Genomic DNA, 16,968 nt, shown 5'->3' with positions numbered 1-16,968 from the left:
GTCGCGTCAGATCGCGAGGTGCGACGTGAGCGTCACGTCGGGCGAGGGCACGAACGTCGAACGCGTGCGGTGCGGTCGGAGGTTGCGCGGCATGCCCTCGGTACGGGCGCGGCGAGCGCGCGAGCGCGACGACGTCATGGCGGCGATGAGCTCTTCGAGTGCTTCTCGCATCGTGGACTCCTTCATGAGCCTCTCCTTTCACGTCATCCATGAGACGGCGCGATGCGCGTTCCATAACGCGACTTCGGAGAGAAGGAGTCGATCGGATTCCCTCTGATACCGACGAGTTCAGAAATTCTGGAGTTCGGATGCCTCGCCCGGCCGCTTGTGGCGCAGCTCGGCCGGTGCGGGCCAGGCGAGCTCATAGCGCGTGTAGGGCACGTCGACCGAGCCGAAGTCGTCACTGTGGACGACGACACGGCCCGCATCTCCGGGGCGCCCCGGCGGGGTGACTTCGGCGATCCGCACGCGGATGGCCCCGTCGTCGGTCTCGAGCATCCACACTTCTGCGAGCCAGGCGAGCCCGCCGGCTTCGAGGGCGTCCTCGGCATCCAGCCACTCGACCGGACCGGTGGCCTCGCGCCCGAGCAGGTCCACGGCCACCCAATCCGCGCCTTCGGGCCGGATCCAGCCCAGGAGCTCCCGGTCGTCGCGGCGGTGCGGTGTCCATTCGGCGGTGATCACCCGATCCACGTTAGCGGGGCCGGACGAGGAGGTACCCCAGGTCGTCGTCGAACCCGCCGATCGTCAGGCCGTCCGCGAGGTGGCCGACGAGCGCGTCGCGCACGCGCGTGCGCCATGCCGCGGCATCCGTCGGCGATGCCAGACGGATCTCGCTGATGTCGCGCGGGACGGCGACGGATGCCAGGACCCGGTCGAGCGACGGCGTCGCGACGGGCGGAGCGGCGAGCGCCCACGAGACCATGATCCGGTCGGACTCGTCGCCGCGGTTGACGCCGTCGTCCATGGGTCCGTAGTGGTCGACGAGGTACTCGGTCACGCGCGCGCCCAGCACGCGGAGGTTGAAGTGAGCGTTGCGGGCGACAAGTGGATCGAAGGTCCAGGTGATGTGCCCGACGTCGCGCGCGAGCGCCCACTCGCGCTGATGCTGCTTGAGCACCCGCCCGAGTCCTCGACTCTGGAGCCCCGGCAGCACCCCCGTGATGTGCGAGTGCATGGAGCGGGCCGCGGGCGCGGCGAAGAAGGCGACGGATGCCCCGACCATGCGGCCCTCGTCCCACAGCCCGACGGCGTAGTTGCCCGAGTGCGCGAGCGCCCGCAGCAGATTGGGGGGCATGCCCGAGCGGTCGCCGCCCCAGACGTCGGCGAGCACGGCCGAGGCGGTGAAGACGTCCTCGACCGTGTCGAGCGGACGGATGTCGATGCCCATACGCCCAGTCTCGCACTCGCGAAGGGGGTTCCGACCGGGCCGCCCTCGCGCGCTCGGGCACCGATAGCCTCGAAGGATGGGATCGGATGAGGACGCACGCAGACGCCTCACCCGGATGCCGCCGCAGGGCGCGATCGTCGCAGTCCTCGCGACGGCGGGGCTCGCGTCATCCTTCATGTTCACGCTCATGGTGCCGATCCAGTCGAAGCTGCCTGAGCTGCTGAACGCGAGCCGCGAGGACACCGCGTGGGTCGTGACCTCCACGCTCCTGGCCGCCGCCGTGATCACGCCGATCTCGGGACGCCTGGGCGACATGTACGGCAAGCGCCGCATCCTGCTCGTCCTGGTAGCGGTGATGATCGTCGGCTCGATCGTCGCCGCGCTGTCGCCCGGGATCGTCGGCATCATCGTCGGACGCACGCTGCAGGGAGCGATCGTGGGCGTCGTGCCGCTGGGCATCTCGATCATGCGCGATGTGCTGCGCGAAGACCGGGTCGATTCGGCGATCGCGTTCATGAGCGCGACGCTCGGAGTGGGCGGTGCTCTCGGTCTGCCGATCAGCGCTGTCATCACCGAGCGTGCCGACTGGCACGTGCTGTTCTGGGTCGCCGCCGGCCTGGGTGTCGTCGTTTTCGCGCTGGTGCTGTGGATCGTGCCCGTGAGCGTGCTGCGGACGGCCGGCAGGTTCGACTACCTGGGCGCTGCGGGGCTCGCGGTCGGACTGATCGGCATCCTTCTCGCGATCTCGCGCGGCAACGAATGGGGCTGGGCGTCGCCGGCCGTACTGGCCTTCGGAGGCGGTGGAGCCGTGGTCCTGCTGGTCTGGGGATGGTACGAGCTGCGGATCGACGAACCTCTGCTCGATCTGCGGGTTGCGGCGCGCCCCGCTGTGCTGCTTACCAACATCGCATCGATCGCCATGGGCTTCGCGCTCTTCGCCTCGAACGTGGTGTACCCCCAGATGCTGGAGCTGCCCGTCGCGACGGGCGCCGGCTTCGGCCTGTCGCTCCTGGCCGCGAGCCTCATCGTCATGCCGTCGGGCATCGTGATGATGCTCCTCTCTCCGGTCGCCGGGCGGATCGCCCGGCGCACAGGGCCGAAGCTCCTGCTCATCCTGGGTGCGGCCTCGCTCATCGCCGCCTATGCGTTCACGCTGGTGCTGTCGTCCGAGGTGTGGCACATCCTCGTCGCGAACATCCTGATCGGCTTCGGCATCGGCTTCGGCTACGCCTCGATGCCGATGCTGATCATGCGCTCCGTGCCGCAGAGCGAGACCGGTGCATCGAACGGACTCAACGCGCTGTTCCGTTCACTGGGCACCAGCACGGCCGCCGCGGTGATCGGCGCCGTGCTGGCGTCGTACGCGGTCGACTTCGACGGCGTCCCCGTGCCGACGACGCAGGGGTTCACGCTCTCGTTCGTGCTCGGGGGCGCAGCTGCGGTGGTCGCGCTCGTCGTGGCACTGTTCATCCCACGCCGCCGCGACGCGCACGAGCGGCATCCGTCACTGCCCGAGTAGCCTCTCCCGCGCGGTACGCGCACCGCGCTAGCCTGACCCCATGAGCGAGCGCGACGAGCCCGAGCAGGTGCCGGTCGGTCCCCCCGAAGGCGCGACGGCCGCGGGCGATCCCGCCGGTTCGACGCCGACGGGCACCATCGCGGAAGCGTCCAGCGGCACGGACGCCGCGGCGACGAGCGCCGACGACGTCGAAGGCGACCACGACACGCGCTTCTTCGGACAGCCGTGGGCGCTCGCGCACATCTTCGGTGTCGAGATGTGGGAGCGCTTCAGCTTCTACGGCATGCAGGGCATCCTGCTCATCTACATGTACTACTCGGTCGCGCAGGGCGGCCTCGGCATCGACCAGACGGTCGCGACGGGCATCGTCGGGGCGTACGGCGGAACCGTGTACCTCTGCACGATCCTCGGCGCCTGGCTCGCCGACCGCGTCCTGGGCTCCGAGAAGGTGCTCTTCATCAGTGCGATCGTCATCATGGCGGGCCACATCGGTCTCGCGCTGCTGCCGAGCGTGTGGGGACTCGGCGTCGGGCTCATTCTCGTCGCGATCGGGTCGGGGGGCCTCAAGGCCAACGCGACCGCCGTCGTCGGCACGCTCTACTCGGCGAAGGACCCCCGGCGCGACGCCGGCTTCTCGCTCTTCTACCTCGGCATCAACCTCGGTGCGTTCCTCGGCCCGCTCCTCACGGGCCTCCTGCAGACGAACCTCGGGTTCCACTGGGGCTTCGGCGCCGCCGCCGTCGGTATGGCGATCGGACTCATCCAGTACTCTTTCGGCCGCAAGCAGCTGCCGAAAGAGGCGAGCGTCATCTCGAACCCGCTCCCCCGCAACCGCTACGCCGTCTTCATCGGCGCCGCGCTCGCCGGGCTCGCCGTCATCGTCGCACTCGTGCTGCTCGGGGTCATCCGTGCGGACAATCTCGCATCCATCGTCATCATCATCACGCTGCTCGCCACGATCGCGTACTTCTTCGTCATCGTCTCGTCGCGGCAGATCGACGCGACCGAGCGCTCTCGCGTCCTCGGCTTCATCCCGCTGTTCATCGTCAACGTCGGCTTCTGGTCGCTGTATCAGCAGCAGTTCACCGTGCTGACCATCTACTCCGACCAGCGGCTCAACCGCGAGATCTTCGGGTGGGAGATGCCCGTCTCATGGGTCAACTCGATCAACCCGATCTTCGTCATCATCCTCTCGGGCGTCTTCGCCGCGATCTGGACGAAGCTCGGCACGCGTGCTCCATCGGCGCCGGTGAAGTTCTCGCTCGGTGCCATGATCATGGGCGCCGCGTTCCTGCTGTTCCTGCCGTTCGTCGCGACGGGGGTGAACGGCACGCCGCTGCTCGCGATCGTCGTCATCCTGCTGGTCTTCACGATCGCCGAGCTGTTCATCTCGCCCCCGGGACTCTCGGTCACGACCAAGCTCGCTCCCCGCAAGTTCCACACGCAGATGGTCGCGCTGTACTTCCTCTCGATCGCCCTCGGCACCTCGATCGCCGGCTGGTGCGCGCAGTTTTACGACCCGAAGAACGAAGCGCCGTACTTCACGATCCTCGGTCTCATCGCGATCGCGCTCGGCATCGCTCTGCTGCTGTGCGTCAAGCCCGTCCTCGCGCTCATGAAGGGCGTCCGGTAGACCCTCAGGGGTCGAGGGCGAGGGATGCCGGGATCGGCGTGATCAGCTCTCGCAGCGCGATGATCCGCTGCGCGTGCTCCTCGAGGCGACGATCCTCGTCGAGCTGGGGCATCCACTGCGGGACGCTCGCCGCGGATCCGCTCGCGTCGGGGACGACGAACACCGTCATGCACAGGGTCGTGAGGCTGCGATCGTCCGGCGTGCGCGGGTCGGCACCCCAGACCTGCACCGTGAGGTGCATGCTGTGCGGGCCCGTGTGGATGATGCGCGCCTCGATCTCGGCGAGGTCGCCGATGCGCATCGGGCGGAGGAAGTGGATGCCGCCGGAGTAGACCGCGACGGGGTCGCCGCCGGAATCGCCCGTCCACGCGGTCGCGCACGCGAAGGCCGCTTCGTCGATCCAGCGCATGACGGTGCCGCCGTGCGCCTTGCCGCCCCAGTTCACGACGCCGGGCGGCACGAGGAAGCGCAGAGTCGTGCGCGGCGCGGCCGAGGCATCCGTGTACTCCTCCGCGAGCATGATGCGGCGGATCTCGTCACGCGGCCCCCTCCGGTCGAGGGCGAGCTGCGCGAGTTTGCGGTCCGACCGCGACTGCGGCGACCACGGCGGGACCTCCTTCGGGAGGCCATCGGCGTCCTTCGCGACGAACACGAGGATGCAGGTCGTCGCGGGCGTGTACAGCGGCGCGCTCACTTCGGCCGACGAGACCGTGACGACCACGTGCATGCTCGTGCGGCCCGTGTGGACGATGCGCGCGACCACTTCGATGAGGCTGCCGGGCGGGATCGGGCGCCGGTGCCGGACGTTCCCGACGTACGCCGTGACGCAGTACGCCGCCGCCCATCCGACAGCGCAGGCGTAGCCGGCCTTGTCGATCCATTCCATGACGCTGCCGGCGGCGACGGAGCGCCCGCCCTCGGCGGTGTCGGCGGGCGTCGCGAGGAAGCGCAACGTCACGCGATCCTCGTGTCCGGCGGCGGGAGTGGCGGCTGTGCTCACGGGGCCAGCGTAGCGATGACGGATGCCGCGGCACCCGCATCCTCCGCGACACGGCAGAATCGAGGCATGGCCGTCTCACCGACACTGCTGCCCGACCACGCCTGCCTCATCGTGCACGGCAGCGACAAGCCCGGCATCGTCGCGGCCGTCTCGGCGCTCATCACCCGCAATCAGGGAAACATCGTGGCGTTCGACCAGTACTCCGATGACCCGACCGGCGGCGCGTACTTCCAGCGCGTCGTGTTCCACCGTCCGGGGCTCGAGGGCGCGCTGCCCATGATCGAGGCCGACCTCGCCGAAACCCTCGGGCGTGGCTTCGACCTGGAGTGGTCGATCACCGATCAGTCGGTGCCCAAGCGCATGGCGATCCTCGCGTCGAAGCAGGACCACTGCCTCCTCGACCTGCTCTGGCGGCACCGCCGAGGCGACCTGCCCGTGTCGATCCCGATGGTGATCTCGAACCACGCGACGGCCGCCGAGACCGTGCGCTCGTTCGGCGTGCCGTTCTTCCACGTGCCGTCGGTCTCAGGGCCCGACAAGAGCGCGTCCGAGGCGGAGCTGCTGAAGCTGCTCGTCGGCAACGTCGACTTCGTCGTCCTGGCGCGCTACATGCAGATCCTCTCGCCCGACTTCCTCGAGAAGCTCGGCGTGCCGGTCATCAACATCCACCACTCGTTCCTGCCCGCCTTCATCGGCGCCGAGCCGTACAAGAAGGCCAAAGAGCGCGGCGTCAAGCTCATCGGCGCGACGTCGCACTACGTCACGACCGACCTCGACGAGGGGCCGATCATCGATCAGGACACCATCCGGGTCACGCACGCCGACACCGTCGCCGAGCTCGCGCGTCGCGGCGCCGACGTCGAACGCCAGGTGCTTTCGCGGGCCGTGCTGTGGCACGCGCAGGACCGCGTCATCCGTCACGGCAACCACACGATCGTCTTCTGAACCGTCGCCCTGACCCGCCTCGGGGCGGGCGCAGTCGCCGAACCGGAGTGTGCGCAGTGGCACACCCCCGGCGTGTCGCGGCCGATCGAGTCGGCCGGTCAGACCATTGAACTTCCCGCTCACACCCCCACCGACCCCGCCCGCAAGCGTGTGAACCGGAAGTTCAACAGCCTGGAGAGAGAACCTGCGCGGGCGACACACCCGCCCGGGCTCGCACCTCCCGCACGTGAGCTCCCGCGCACACCCCCACCCGCAAGCGTGTGGACCGGAAGTTCTAGAAGACGTACTCCATCAGGTCGACGCCCAGGACGCGGAAGGCGTCGTGCGCGCGCATGCGGTGCAGGATCGACAGGTCGTCGAAGCAGATGATCAGTGCGTAGGACACCCCCGCGCGAGGCCCGGCGAGCACACCGGCCTCGACCCGGACGCCGTCGTCGCGGCCCGTCTTGTTGATGAACAGCAGGCCGTGCTCGTCGTTCTCGTGCGAGAAGGGGTCGAGCCCGGTCGCAGCCGCGACGAGCGAGAGGTCGTGATTGAGGCTGAGCCACTCAGCGACCTGCGCGCTCACTCCGGCCGAGACCGCCTGCGAGTTCACGAGCGCGGCGAAGACCTCGGCCAGTTCGCGGGTCGACCCGAGCGCGAAGTGGGGCGCGTCATCCGGCCCGCGCTCGTCGCGGAACCGGTCGAGCAGCGCTGCGCGCGACAGGCCGAGACTCTCGATCCGCGCCCGCACGGCGGGCAGCCCGACGCGGGCGAGCAGCGCGTTGGCGGCGAGCGCATCGCCGGTGGATGCCGTCAGCACCGCGAGGTCCGACAGCGGAAGAGCCGGCGCCTTGAGGTGCTGCCAGACCCCCGCGACGGCGACAGGCTCGACCTGCGAGCGATCGATGATCTCGAGCGGGTCGAGGAGGCCGGACTCGAAACCGGCCGCCACCTCGATGAGGAGCGGCACGACACCCACGCCGCCGACCGGCAACGTCACGAAGTCATCGCCGGCGAGCACGGTCGTGCCGCGATCGAGGTCGTTGATCCGCACCGAGATCTTCGCGCCGGACGCTGCCAGCTCTTCGAGCGCTCGCAGCGTCGAGGTGAACGACCGGCGCCCGATCGCCGCGCGGCGCGGCAGACGACGGTTGCCGCGCCGGGAACTGCGGAGCGGCTCGGTGTCACGCGCGGGCTCAGGGGGGTTGCCCATGCGCAGGACTCCTTTCACGGGAGTGGGTGACGGATCACCAGATCGAGACGCGCTGATCCTTGTCGAGCCAGAGCGCATCGCCCTCGGTGACGCCGAAAGCGTCGTAGAACGCGTCGATGTTGCGCACGATCTGGTTGCAGCGGAACTCGTTGGGCGAGTGCGGGTCGACCGTCAGCAGGCGGATGGTCTCGGCATCTCGACCCTTCTGCTGCCAGATCTGCCCCCACGACAGGAGGAGGCGCTGGATGCCGGTGAACCCGTCGATCACGGGTGCGTCTTCACCGTTCAGGTGCAGTTCGTACGCCCTGATCGCCACGCCCAGACCGCCGAGGTCGCCGATGTTCTCGCCGATCGTGAGCGCGCCGTTGACGGTGTTCTCGTCGGGCAGTCCGCGGGGCACGAGCGCGTTGTACTGCTCGATGAGCGACGCGGTGCGGGCGGTGAACGCCTCGCGGTCGGCCTCGGTCCACCAGTCTCGCAGCGACCCGTCGCCGTCGTACTGACTGCCCTGATCGTCGAAGCCGTGGCCGATCTCGTGGCCGATGACGGCGCCGATTCCGCCGTAGTTGGCCGCAGCATCCCGTTCGGCGTCGAAGAACGGATACTGCAGGATCGCCGCAGGGAACACGATCTCGTTCATGAGCGGGTTGTAGTACGCGTTGACCGTCTGCGGCGTCATGTACCACTCGTCGCGATCGACGGGTCCGCCGATCCGACCGAGCTGGCGATCGTGCTCGTGGACGTGAGCCCGGCGGATGTTGCCGACGAGGTCGGCCGCGTCGATCTCGAGCGTCGAGTAGTCGCGCCACTTCACGGGGTAGCCGATCTTCGGCGTGAAGGCGTCGAGCTTGGCGAGCGCGCGCTCCCGGGTCTCGGCGCCCATCCATTCGAGCGACGAGATCGACTGCCGGTACGCCTCGATGAGGTTCGCGACGAGCTCGTCCATCGCCTCTTTGGCTGCGGGCGGGAAGTGCCGCTCGACGTACACACGGCCGATGGCCTCGCCCAGCGCGGCCTCGGTGAGGCTCACGCCGCGCTTCCAGCGCTCGCGGTTGACCGGCACACCTGTCAGCTGCGTGCCGTAGAACGAGAAGTTCTCCTGCACGATCTCGTCGGTGAGGAACGCCGCGGCACCGTGCACGATCTGGAACCGCAGCCACGCCTTCCAGTCCTCGAGGCGCTCCTCGGTCAGGATGGGGCCCAGCGCCTCGATGAAGCTCGGCTGATACACCACGACCTCGGCGAACGCGTCGGCGTGGTCGGGCGCGATCCCCTCGAGCCACGGCGTCAGATCGATGCCGGCGAGCGCCTGCAGCTCGTCCCACGTCTTGAGGTTGTAGGTGGCCACCGGGTCGCGGTTCTTCACCTTGTCCCAGTGGTGGGCGGCCAGCTCGGTCTCGAGCGCGAAGATGCGGTCGGCGGATGCCGCGGCATCCGCGACCCCCGAAAGCTCCAGGATGCGCTCGATGTGCGCGCGATAGGCCGTGCGGGTGTCGTCGAAGTTGTCGAGGCGGTAGTAGCTCTCGTCGGGGAGGGACAGCCCGCCCTGCAGGACGAACGGCACGTAGCGCTGCGGGTCGCCGGGATCGGGCTCGACGAAGACCGAGACCATGCCGCCGACACCGTCGCGCTCGAGCTCGCCCACGGTGCGCAGGAGCGCGGGGATGGAGTCGACCGCGTCGACCTTCGCGAGCTGGTCCGTGAGCGCCTCGGTGCCGCGCGCCTCGATGCGCTCGGTGTCCATGAAGCTCGCGTACAGATCGCCGATCTTGCGCGCCTCGGTGCCGGGCTCGGCGTCACCCGACTCCTGGACGATCGCGAAGACGTCCTTCTCGGCCTGCTCGGCGATGAGATGGAACGATCCCCACCGCGCCTTGTCGTCGGGGATCTCGGTGCGGTCGATCCACGAGCCGTTGACGTATCGGAACAGGTCGTCCTGCGGCCTGATCTCTGCGCTGAGCTCGTCGATCTGAAGGCCGGAGGGAAGGGCATCCGTCATGCGTCCAGGATATGCTCCCGCCCAGCACATCCGGACCGTGGCGGAAGGGTCACAGGTCGGTCATAGGCTCGACGGGTGCCCGCGCCTACGCTCAACCGCGACATCCTGCGCCTCGCCGTCCCGGCGCTGGGTGCGCTCGTCGCCGAGCCGCTCTTCCTCATCGTGGACGCCGCGCTCGTCGGGCACCTCGGCGTCGAGCCGCTCGCGGGTCTCGGCATCGCCTCGGCCGTGCTGCAGACGATCGTCGGGCTCATGGTCTTCCTCGCCTACTCCACGACGCCCGCCGTCGCCCGCCGTTTCGGCGCGGGCGACCCGTCGCGCGCGGTCTCGGTCGGTATCGACGGCATGTGGCTCGCGCTCGGGCTCGGCGCCGTGCTCGCCGTCGCGGGGTGGTTCGCATCACCCGTTCTCGTGAGCCTCTTCGGCGCGACCCCGGCCGTCTCGGAGCAGGCGCAGATCTACCTCGGCCTGTCGATGTGGGGGCTGCCCGCGATGCTGGTCGTGTTCGCGGCGACGGGTCTCCTGCGGGGTCTTCAGGACACCGTGACGCCCCTGTGGATCGCAGGGTTCGGCTTCGCCGCCAACGCCCTGCTGAACTGGCTCTTCATCTACGGCTTCGGCTGGGGCATCGCGGGCTCCGCGGCGGGCACCGTCGTGGCGCAATGGGCCATGGTCGCGGCGTTCGCGCTCGTCGTCGTGCGGCTCGCACGCCGGCACGAGGCATCCCTCCGCCCGCATCACGAGGGCCTCACCGGCTCGGCCCGATCCGGCGGTTGGCTGTTCCTGCGCACCGTGTCGCTGCGGGTCGCGCTGCTCGCGACGGTCGCCGTCGCGACGACGCTCGGCACCGACGAGCTCGCCGGCTGGCAGATCGCGTTCACGATCTTCTCCACCGCCGCCTTCGCCCTCGACGCCCTCGCGATCGCCGCGCAAGCACTGATCGGCAAGGGCCTGGGCGCCGGGGACGAGCCGTTCGTGCGGCGCGTGCTGGCCCGCACGCTCGCGTGGGGTGCCCTCTTCGGCGTCGCCGTCGGCGCCGTCGTCGGCGGGTTCTCGGGTGTCATCGGACTCGTCTTCACAGGGGATGCCGCGATCGCCGCGCTCGTCATGCCGGCGCTCATCGTGCTCGCGGTCGCCCAGCCGCTCTGCGGAGCGGTCTTCGTGCTCGACGGCGTGCTCATCGGCGCGGGCGATGCGAAGTACCTCGCGATCGCCGGAGTGATCAACCTCGTGCCCTTCGTGCCGGTCCTCGTGCTGATCGCAGTGATGCAGCCCGGCGGTGCCGCGGGCCTCGCGGGGCTGTCCGTCGCGTTCTTCGGGGTCTACATGCTCGCGCGGTTCGCGACCCTCGGGTGGCGCGTGCGCGGCGCGGCCTGGCTCACCGCGGGTGCCGATCCTCAGCCTGCGTAGCGACGGCACCATTCGTACATGACGACGGCCGCCGCGGCGCTCGCGTTGATCGAACGGGTCGAGCCGTACTGCGTGATCTCGACGACGCCGGATGCCGCGGCCACCGCGGCGGGTGAGAGCCCCGGCCCTTCCTGCCCGAACAGCAGCGCGCACCGCTCCGGCAGGTCGGCGCGGTCGAGCGCGACCGACCCCGGAACGTTGTCGATCGCGATGATCGGGAGTTCGGCCTCCGCCGCCCACGCGGCGAACGCCTCGACGTCCTCGTGGTGCCGCACATGCTGGTACCGGTCGGTGACCATCGCGCCCCGGCGGTTCCACCGCCGCTTGCCGATGATGTGCACTTCGGCGGCCAGGAACGCGTTGGCGCTGCGCACGATCGACCCGATGTTCATGTCGTGCTGCCAGTTCTCGATCGCGACGTGGAACGGATGCCGGTGCTCGTCGAGATCCGCGACGATCGCCTCCATCGTCCAGTAGCGGTACGCGTCGACGACGTTGCGCGTGTCGCCCGCGGCGAGGAGTTCGCGGTCGTAGCGCGGGTCGTCGGGCCACTCCCCCTCCCACGGACCCACGCCGACGGGCAGCGCGGGCTCGGGCAGCGGATCGGTCACCGGCTCAGGTTAGCGGCCCGCGGAAGTTTCGGCGCGCCGAAAAGTGCGCTAGCTTTTCGGTATGCCGAAATCTGCGACCCTCACCGTCGAGCGCCGCCGCACGACCCCGCGCCTCGCGTGGCTCATCGGGCCTGCGCTCGTCGCCGGCGTCGCGTACCTCGATCCCGGCAACGTCGCGAGCAACATGACGGCGGGAGCCAAGTTCGGCTACCTGCTCGTGTGGGTCGTCGTCATCGGCAACGTCATGGCGTGGCTCATCCAGTACCTCTCGGCGAAGCTCGGCATCGTGACGGGCCGCAGTCTGCCCGAGACCCTCGGGGAGCGCATCAAGAATCCGTGGGGCCGGCGGGCCTATTGGCTGCAGGCCGAGCTCGTCGCGATGGCGACCGACATCGCCGAGGTCATCGGCGGGGCCGTCGCGCTCAACCTGCTCTTCGGCATCCCGCTCGTGTGGGGCGGGGTCATCACGGGCGTCGTGTCGATCGCCCTCCTGCTCGTTCAGTCCCGCCGCGGCGCGCGCACGTTCGAGTTCGTCGTGATCGGCCTCGTCGTGATCATCGCGATCGGCTTCACGTTCGGCGTCTTCATCGGCCCGCCCGATCCCGGCGCGATCGTGGGCGGTCTCGTCCCCCGCTTCGAAGGCACCGAGTCGGTGCTGCTCGCGGCATCCATCCTCGGTGCCACGATCATGCCGCACGCGATCTACGCCCACAGCGCGCTCGCGCGCGACAGGTTCGCCCCCGGCACGACCCTCACCCGGGTCCCCGCTCCCGAGCTCGAGCAGCTCCGGGGAATCTCCACGCCGCGACTGCTGCGCGCGACGAAGTGGGACGTCACGATCGCGATGCTCATCGCAGGCACCGTGAACCTGTGCATCCTGCTGCTCGCCGCCGCGAACCTCGCGGGCGTGCCGGGCACCGACTCGCTCGAAGGCGCGTACGCGGCGCTGCGCGACGGCATCGGCCCGCTCGTCGCGACACTGTTCGCGGTCGGACTGCTCGCGAGCGGTCTCGCGAGCACGTCGGTGGGCGCGTACGCGGGGGCCGAGATCATGCACGGGCTTCTGCGCGTGCGGATCCCGCTGCTGGCGCGGCGGCTCGTGACGCTCGTGCCCGCGCTCGCGATCCTGGCCGTCGGCTTCGACCCGACGCTCGCCCTCGTGCTGAGTCAGGTCGTGCTGTCGTTCGGCATCCCGTTCGCGCTCATCCCGCTCGTCGCGCTGACGGCGAAAAGGGATGTGCTGGGACAGTTCCGCAATCGCGTGGGCACGACGATCGCGGGGGTCGCGGCATCCGTCTTCCTCATCGCCCTCAACGGCGTGCTGCTGTGGCTCGTTCTGACCGGGGCGTGACTCGGTAGCCTTAAGCGTGCCCTCGCCCGCGATCGACGACTACCTCAAGACGATCTACCACCACACCGAGTGGCAGACCGATCGCATCACGCCGTCGCAGCTCGCGGCCGAGCTCGGGCTCGCGCCCTCGAGCGTGACCGAGATGGTGCAGAAGCTCGCGGCGCAGGGCCTCGTCTCGCATCGTCCGTACGGGCCCGTGTCGCTCACGCCCGAGGGCGAGCAGCGCGCGGCCGCCATCATCCGCCGGCACCGCCTCATCGAGACGTGGCTCGTGCGCGAGTTCGGCTACTCGTGGGACGAAGTGCACGACGAGGCCGAAGTGCTCGAGCACGCGATCAGCGACCGCCTGCTCGAGGGCATCGACGACCGCCTGGGCCGACCGCGGTTCGACCCGCACGGCGATGCGATTCCGGATGCCGCGGGCACCGTCCACCGCGAAGCCTTCGTACTCCTGGCCGCCGCTCCCACCGGGCACGCGGGTCGCGTGCTGCGCGTGAGCGACCGCGACCCCGAACTGCTGCGCGCCGTCGAGGCGGCAGGTGTCGAGGTGGGCGCGGAGGTGACGGTGACGGATGCCGCATCCCTCCGCATCGCGGATCTCGACGTCGCTCTGCCCGCCGGCGCCGCCGAGGCGATCTGGCTCAGCGCGTAGCCGGTTCTCCAGACCCCGAGCCGGGGCTGGCAGCGACGCGACGTCGCAAACCGTAGGAGATTTCGTGCGGCGACGGCGCTCCCGATGCCCATGCACCCGAGACTCCTCCGGTTTGCAACCGAGCTCGGGGTCCGATCAACCCGCGGCGGCGAAAGGCCAGCGCACGCCGGTCGCATCCTCGGCCGTGGTCCACAGGCGCTCGCCCAGCTCGGGCGACCGGGTGACGCGCGACGGCTTCGCCGCGCGCGGCGCACCGGTCGCGACGAATCGCGGACCCCAGAACGAGCCACCCTCGACTCCGTCGCCCGCGAGCGCCTGAACGAGGGGAAGCGCGCCGTCCTCTTTGGACTGCGTGATGACGGCCTGCAGGTTGTCGGCGAAGCGCGTGAGCTTCGTCGGCTCGTTGACGCCCGAGATGCCCGGCGTCCGCCCGCTCGTCGAATAGCCGGGGTGGGCGATGACGCTGCGGACCGGCACTCCCGCCGCGCGCAGGCGCCGATCCGCCTCGAGGCCGAGCGCCGTCGTCGCGACCTTGGACTGGACGTACGCGCGCCATGCGGTGTAACCCTCAACGAGCTGCGGATCGACCGGGTCGTACTGCCACATCGACGTCGACATGCTGCCGAGCCAGACCATGCGGCCCGAGGCCGCGGCGAGGGTCGTGAGCAGCTCACCCGCGAGCGCGAAGTGCCCGAGCACGTTCGTCGCGAAGACCACTTCGTGACCGTCGCCGGTCGTCTCGCGCTTCTCGGGCGGGTGCACGATCCCGGCGTTGAGCAGGAGGCCGTCCAGGCTCCCCCGCACCTTGGCGCTCGCGGCAGCGGCGCGTACCGAACCGAGATTGCTCGTGTCGAGCAGCAGGGTCTCGACCTGCTCGGGCGCGGCATCCGGATTCCGTCGCCGCAGCGCGGCGCGCGCCGCCGCGAGGCGGTTCGGGCTGCGGCCCGTCATGACGACGTGAGCCCCCGCTCGCACCAGATGCTCGGCGGAGAAGTAGCCGAGGCCCTTGTTGGAGCCCGTGATGAGATACGTGCGACCCGTGAGGTCGGGAAGGCTCCAGGCGGCGCGCACGAGTCCGACCCTACGCCTTCTCGCGCACGCATCCCGCCACCCCACCCCGATAGGCTGACGGGCATGCGGACCCGCGCCGACATCGAATGCTGGCTGACCGATATGGACGGCGTGCTCGTGCACGAGAACACGCCGATCTCGGGTGCGGCCGAACTGCTGCAGCAGTGGCGCGATCAGGGCACGCCGTTCCTCGTGCTGACGAACAACTCGATCTTCACGCCGCGCGACCTGTCGGCGCGCCTGCGGGCATCCGGACTCCGCGTGCCCGAGGAGTCGATCTGGACGTCGGCGCTCGCGACGGCCGACTTCCTGCAGTCGCAGATGCCCGGAGGCTCGGCCTTCGTGATCGGCGAGGCGGGGCTCACGACGGCCCTGCACGAAGCCGGCTTCATCATGACCGAGACCGAACCCGACTACGTCGTCGTCGGCGAGACGCGCAACTACTCGTTCGAGGCGATCACGAAGGCGATCCGGTTCATCGGGGCGGGGTCGCGTTTCATCGCGACGAACCCGGATGCCACGGGCCCCTCGGTCGACGGAGTCCTGCCCGCGACGGGCGCGATCACGGCCCTCATCACGAAGGCGACCGGCATGGAGCCGTACGTCGTCGGCAAGCCGAACCCCATGATGTTCCGCTCGGCGCTCAACCGCATCGGCGCGCACTCCGAGAACACGGGAATGATCGGCGACCGCATGGACACCGATGTCGTCGCGGGCATCGAGGCCGGTCTGCACACCGTGCTCGTGCTCACCGGCATCAGCGACACCCGCGAGATCGAGCGCTTTCCCTTCCGTCCCGACGAGATCGTGGGCTCGGTCGCCGACCTGCTGTCGAGCGAGCCGATCGAGGCCGAAGAGCCCGACATCCTCTGAGTGGGTGTCGGGCCGCGGCGGTAGGGTCGCGGTGTGGGTGCACTGGATGACGGCGAGCGCGTCGAAGCGACGGATGCCGCGGCCTGGCGCGCGTGGCTCGTCGAGAACCATCGCGACTCGAAGGGCGCGTGGCTCGTGAGGCCCCGCGCGGGATCAGGGCTCGCGCTCGTCGAGTACGAGGACGCGATCCGTCACGCCCTGTGCTTCGGGTGGATCGATGGCCCGGTGCGCTCGTTCGACACCGAGCGCGGGGGCCTCTGGTTCTCGCCGAGGCGCCCGAACAGCGGCTGGGCGGCGACGAACAAGGCGCGACTGATCGAGCTCGAAGAAGCGGGGCTCATGACCGAGGCCGGTCGAGCCGTGGTCGAGGTCGCGAAGGCCAACGGCTCGTGGACCATCCTCGACAACTCCGAGGCTCTGCGAGAGCCCGACGACCTCGCCGCTGGGCTCGATGCCGACCCCGCGGCGCGGGCGTCGTGGGACGCCTTCCCGCCCTCGGCGCGCAAGCTCGGGATCGCGACCGTCGACATGGCGCGACGCCCCGAGACGCGCGCGGCGCGGATCGCGAAGATCGTCGCGGATGCCGCGAAAGGAGTACGACCGTGATCTCGGCCGTCGAGCAGAATCTGCTGTTCGCCACGACCTTCGTCATCCTGCTCGGCACGGTCGTCGTGCTGGTGTGGCAGTGGTGGCGCAGCCGCGGCAAGCGCGACGACTGACTTACTGCGGGTCCAGACCCAGGTCGTCGAGGTCGATCGCCGCGAGCCACGCGAGGCCTTCCGCCTCGACCGCCGCCTGAGCGCCCGTCTTGCGGTCGACGATCACCGCGACCGCGACGGGCTCGGCGCCTTCGCGCCGCAGCGCTTCGACGGCCTTGAGCGCCGACTGCCCCGTCGTCGACGTGTCCTCGACGACGATGACGCGCTTGCCCGCGACATCCGCCCCCTCCAGCTGACGCCCGCGGCCGTGGTCCTTCGGCTCCTTGCGCACGACGAACGCATCGAGCGGGCGGTGCGTGCGCGTCGACTCGTGCATGACGGCATTCGCGATGGGGTCGGCGCCGAGCGTCAACCCGCCGACCGCGACGATGCCGTCGACATCGCGGATGAGGTCGAGCATGATGCGTCCGATCGCGGGAGCCGCCCGGTGATCGAGCGTGAGCTTGCGCATGTCGACGTAGTACGTCGCCTGCTTGCCGGATGACAGGGTGAAATCGCCGTGGAAGACCGCTTCGTCCTCGATGAGGGCGATGAGGTACTGGCGGTCGGCTTCGAGCTCGGGCGTGGAGGCGACGGTCATGCCCCCGAGTCTACGGATGC

At 69.8% G+C, this 16,968-nt stretch carries 17 protein-coding genes; 8 read left to right on the top strand and 9 right to left on the bottom strand.

All coding sequences use genetic code 11. The features are described from left to right. Positions 1–6: 6 nt before the first annotated feature. The 3 genes from MA876_RS05570 to MA876_RS05560 form a co-directional block, all read right to left on the bottom strand. Complete coding sequence (locus MA876_RS05570; protein WP_248146780.1) at positions 7–171, bottom strand: hypothetical protein; 165 nt, start codon at positions 169–171, stop codon at positions 7–9. A gap of 117 nt (positions 172–288) precedes the next feature. After that, positions 289–684, bottom strand: a complete 396-nt coding sequence (locus MA876_RS05565; RefSeq protein WP_248146778.1) for a hypothetical protein — start codon at positions 682–684, stop codon at positions 289–291. Between the two features lie 10 nt (positions 685–694). Then, positions 695–1,390 (bottom strand): GNAT family N-acetyltransferase, encoded by a 696-nt coding sequence (locus MA876_RS05560; RefSeq protein ID WP_248146776.1) that lies wholly within the window; start codon positions 1,388–1,390, stop codon positions 695–697. Between the two features lie 115 nt (positions 1,391–1,505). Between MA876_RS05560 and MA876_RS05555 the strand changes: the two genes are divergently transcribed. Next, a complete protein-coding gene (locus MA876_RS05555; RefSeq protein ID WP_248147193.1) occupies positions 1,506–2,909 on the top strand; it encodes an MFS transporter in 1,404 nt (467 codons plus the stop codon). Between the two features lie 40 nt (positions 2,910–2,949). After that, positions 2,950–4,542, top strand: coding sequence for a peptide MFS transporter (locus MA876_RS05550; protein ID WP_275561833.1), 1,593 nt, complete (start codon positions 2,950–2,952; stop codon positions 4,540–4,542). A gap of 4 nt (positions 4,543–4,546) precedes the next feature. Here the strand turns inward: MA876_RS05550 and MA876_RS05545 are convergent, their stop codons facing one another. After that, positions 4,547–5,542: an acyl-CoA thioesterase gene (locus MA876_RS05545; RefSeq protein WP_248146774.1), complete on the bottom strand. Its 996-nt coding sequence runs from the start codon at positions 5,540–5,542 to the stop codon at positions 4,547–4,549. A 66-nt stretch (positions 5,543–5,608) separates the two neighbouring features. On the opposite strand from MA876_RS05545, the gene purU reads away from it, so the two are divergent. Next, positions 5,609–6,487, top strand: coding sequence for a formyltetrahydrofolate deformylase (purU, locus tag MA876_RS05540; protein ID WP_248146772.1), 879 nt, complete (start codon positions 5,609–5,611; stop codon positions 6,485–6,487). A 274-nt stretch (positions 6,488–6,761) separates the two neighbouring features. Here the strand turns inward: purU and MA876_RS05535 are convergent, their stop codons facing one another. Together MA876_RS05535 and MA876_RS05530 are read right to left on the bottom strand one after the other, a co-directional pair. Beyond that, entirely contained in the window at positions 6,762–7,682 is a 921-nt protein-coding gene (locus tag MA876_RS05535) for a serine hydrolase (protein ID WP_248146770.1), read from the bottom strand. A 34-nt stretch (positions 7,683–7,716) separates the two neighbouring features. Beyond that, positions 7,717–9,681: a M13 family metallopeptidase gene (locus tag MA876_RS05530; protein ID WP_248146768.1), complete on the bottom strand. Its 1,965-nt coding sequence runs from the start codon at positions 9,679–9,681 to the stop codon at positions 7,717–7,719. A 75-nt stretch (positions 9,682–9,756) separates the two neighbouring features. Between MA876_RS05530 and MA876_RS05525 the strand changes: the two genes are divergently transcribed. After that, positions 9,757–11,091 carry an MATE family efflux transporter gene (locus MA876_RS05525; RefSeq protein ID WP_248146766.1) on the top strand — a complete coding sequence of 445 codons (1,335 nt, stop codon included), beginning with the start codon at positions 9,757–9,759 and terminating at the stop codon, positions 11,089–11,091. Here the strand turns inward: MA876_RS05525 and MA876_RS05520 are convergent. Continuing rightward, a complete protein-coding gene (locus tag MA876_RS05520) occupies positions 11,079–11,702 on the bottom strand; it encodes a TrmH family RNA methyltransferase (RefSeq protein ID WP_248146764.1) in 624 nt (207 codons plus the stop codon). The two genes, MA876_RS05525 and MA876_RS05520, sit on opposite strands and share 13 nt — an antisense overlap. A gap of 61 nt (positions 11,703–11,763) precedes the next feature. On the opposite strand from MA876_RS05520, the gene MA876_RS05515 reads away from it, so the two are divergent. Next, on the top strand, positions 11,764–13,053 hold the full coding sequence (locus MA876_RS05515; RefSeq protein WP_248146762.1) for an Nramp family divalent metal transporter: 1,290 nt from the start codon (positions 11,764–11,766) through the stop codon (positions 13,051–13,053). Between the two features lie 16 nt (positions 13,054–13,069). Beyond that, on the top strand, positions 13,070–13,705 hold the full coding sequence (locus MA876_RS05510; RefSeq protein ID WP_248146760.1) for a metal-dependent transcriptional regulator: 636 nt from the start codon (positions 13,070–13,072) through the stop codon (positions 13,703–13,705). 135 nt (positions 13,706–13,840) lie between these two features. Here the strand turns inward: MA876_RS05510 and MA876_RS05505 are convergent, their stop codons facing one another. Further along, complete coding sequence (locus MA876_RS05505; RefSeq protein ID WP_248146759.1) at positions 13,841–14,776, bottom strand: SDR family NAD(P)-dependent oxidoreductase; 936 nt, start codon at positions 14,774–14,776, stop codon at positions 13,841–13,843. Between the two features lie 63 nt (positions 14,777–14,839). On the opposite strand from MA876_RS05505, the gene MA876_RS05500 reads away from it, so the two are divergent. Together MA876_RS05500 and MA876_RS05495 are read left to right on the top strand one after the other, a co-directional pair. Further along, positions 14,840–15,649, top strand: coding sequence for an HAD-IIA family hydrolase (locus MA876_RS05500; protein WP_248146758.1), 810 nt, complete (start codon positions 14,840–14,842; stop codon positions 15,647–15,649). A gap of 33 nt (positions 15,650–15,682) precedes the next feature. Continuing rightward, positions 15,683–16,255: a YdeI/OmpD-associated family protein gene (locus tag MA876_RS05495; protein WP_248146757.1), complete on the top strand. Its 573-nt coding sequence runs from the start codon at positions 15,683–15,685 to the stop codon at positions 16,253–16,255. A gap of 114 nt (positions 16,256–16,369) precedes the next feature. Here MA876_RS05495 and pyrE read toward each other — a convergent pair whose 3' ends face one another. Then, the gene (gene pyrE / locus MA876_RS05490) at positions 16,370–16,948 is read right to left on the bottom strand and encodes an orotate phosphoribosyltransferase (RefSeq protein WP_248146756.1); all 579 of its coding nucleotides are present in this window, start codon (positions 16,946–16,948) and stop codon (positions 16,370–16,372) included. Between the last annotated feature and the right edge of the window lie 20 nt (positions 16,949–16,968).

The organism is Microbacterium aoyamense, assembly GCF_023155855.1.
Classification (GTDB): Bacteria; Actinomycetota; Actinomycetes; order Actinomycetales; family Microbacteriaceae; genus Microbacterium; species Microbacterium aoyamense.
The sequence above is the reverse complement of the archived record's forward strand: the minus strand, read 5'-3'. Positions and strand labels throughout refer to the sequence as shown.

Coding starts and splice junctions, on each gene's coding strand:
- MA876_RS05570 (WP_248146780.1), bottom strand. CDS start 171: ATGCGAGAAGCACTCGAAGAGCTCATCGCCGCCATGACGTCGTCGCGC.
- MA876_RS05560 (WP_248146776.1), bottom strand. CDS start 1,390: ATGGGCATCGACATCCGTCCGCTCGACACGGTCGAGGACGTCTTCACC.
- MA876_RS05555 (WP_248147193.1), top strand. CDS start 1,506: ATGCCGCCGCAGGGCGCGATCGTCGCAGTCCTCGCGACGGCGGGGCTC.
- MA876_RS05550 (WP_275561833.1), top strand. CDS start 2,950: ATGAGCGAGCGCGACGAGCCCGAGCAGGTGCCGGTCGGTCCCCCCGAA.
- purU (WP_248146772.1), top strand. CDS start 5,609: ATGGCCGTCTCACCGACACTGCTGCCCGACCACGCCTGCCTCATCGTG.
- MA876_RS05535 (WP_248146770.1), bottom strand. CDS start 7,682: ATGGGCAACCCCCCTGAGCCCGCGCGTGACACCGAGCCGCTCCGCAGT.
- MA876_RS05530 (WP_248146768.1), bottom strand. CDS start 9,681: ATGACGGATGCCCTTCCCTCCGGCCTTCAGATCGACGAGCTCAGCGCA.
- MA876_RS05515 (WP_248146762.1), top strand. CDS start 11,764: ATGCCGAAATCTGCGACCCTCACCGTCGAGCGCCGCCGCACGACCCCG.
- MA876_RS05500 (WP_248146758.1), top strand. CDS start 14,840: ATGCGGACCCGCGCCGACATCGAATGCTGGCTGACCGATATGGACGGC.
- pyrE (WP_248146756.1), bottom strand. CDS start 16,948: ATGACCGTCGCCTCCACGCCCGAGCTCGAAGCCGACCGCCAGTACCTC.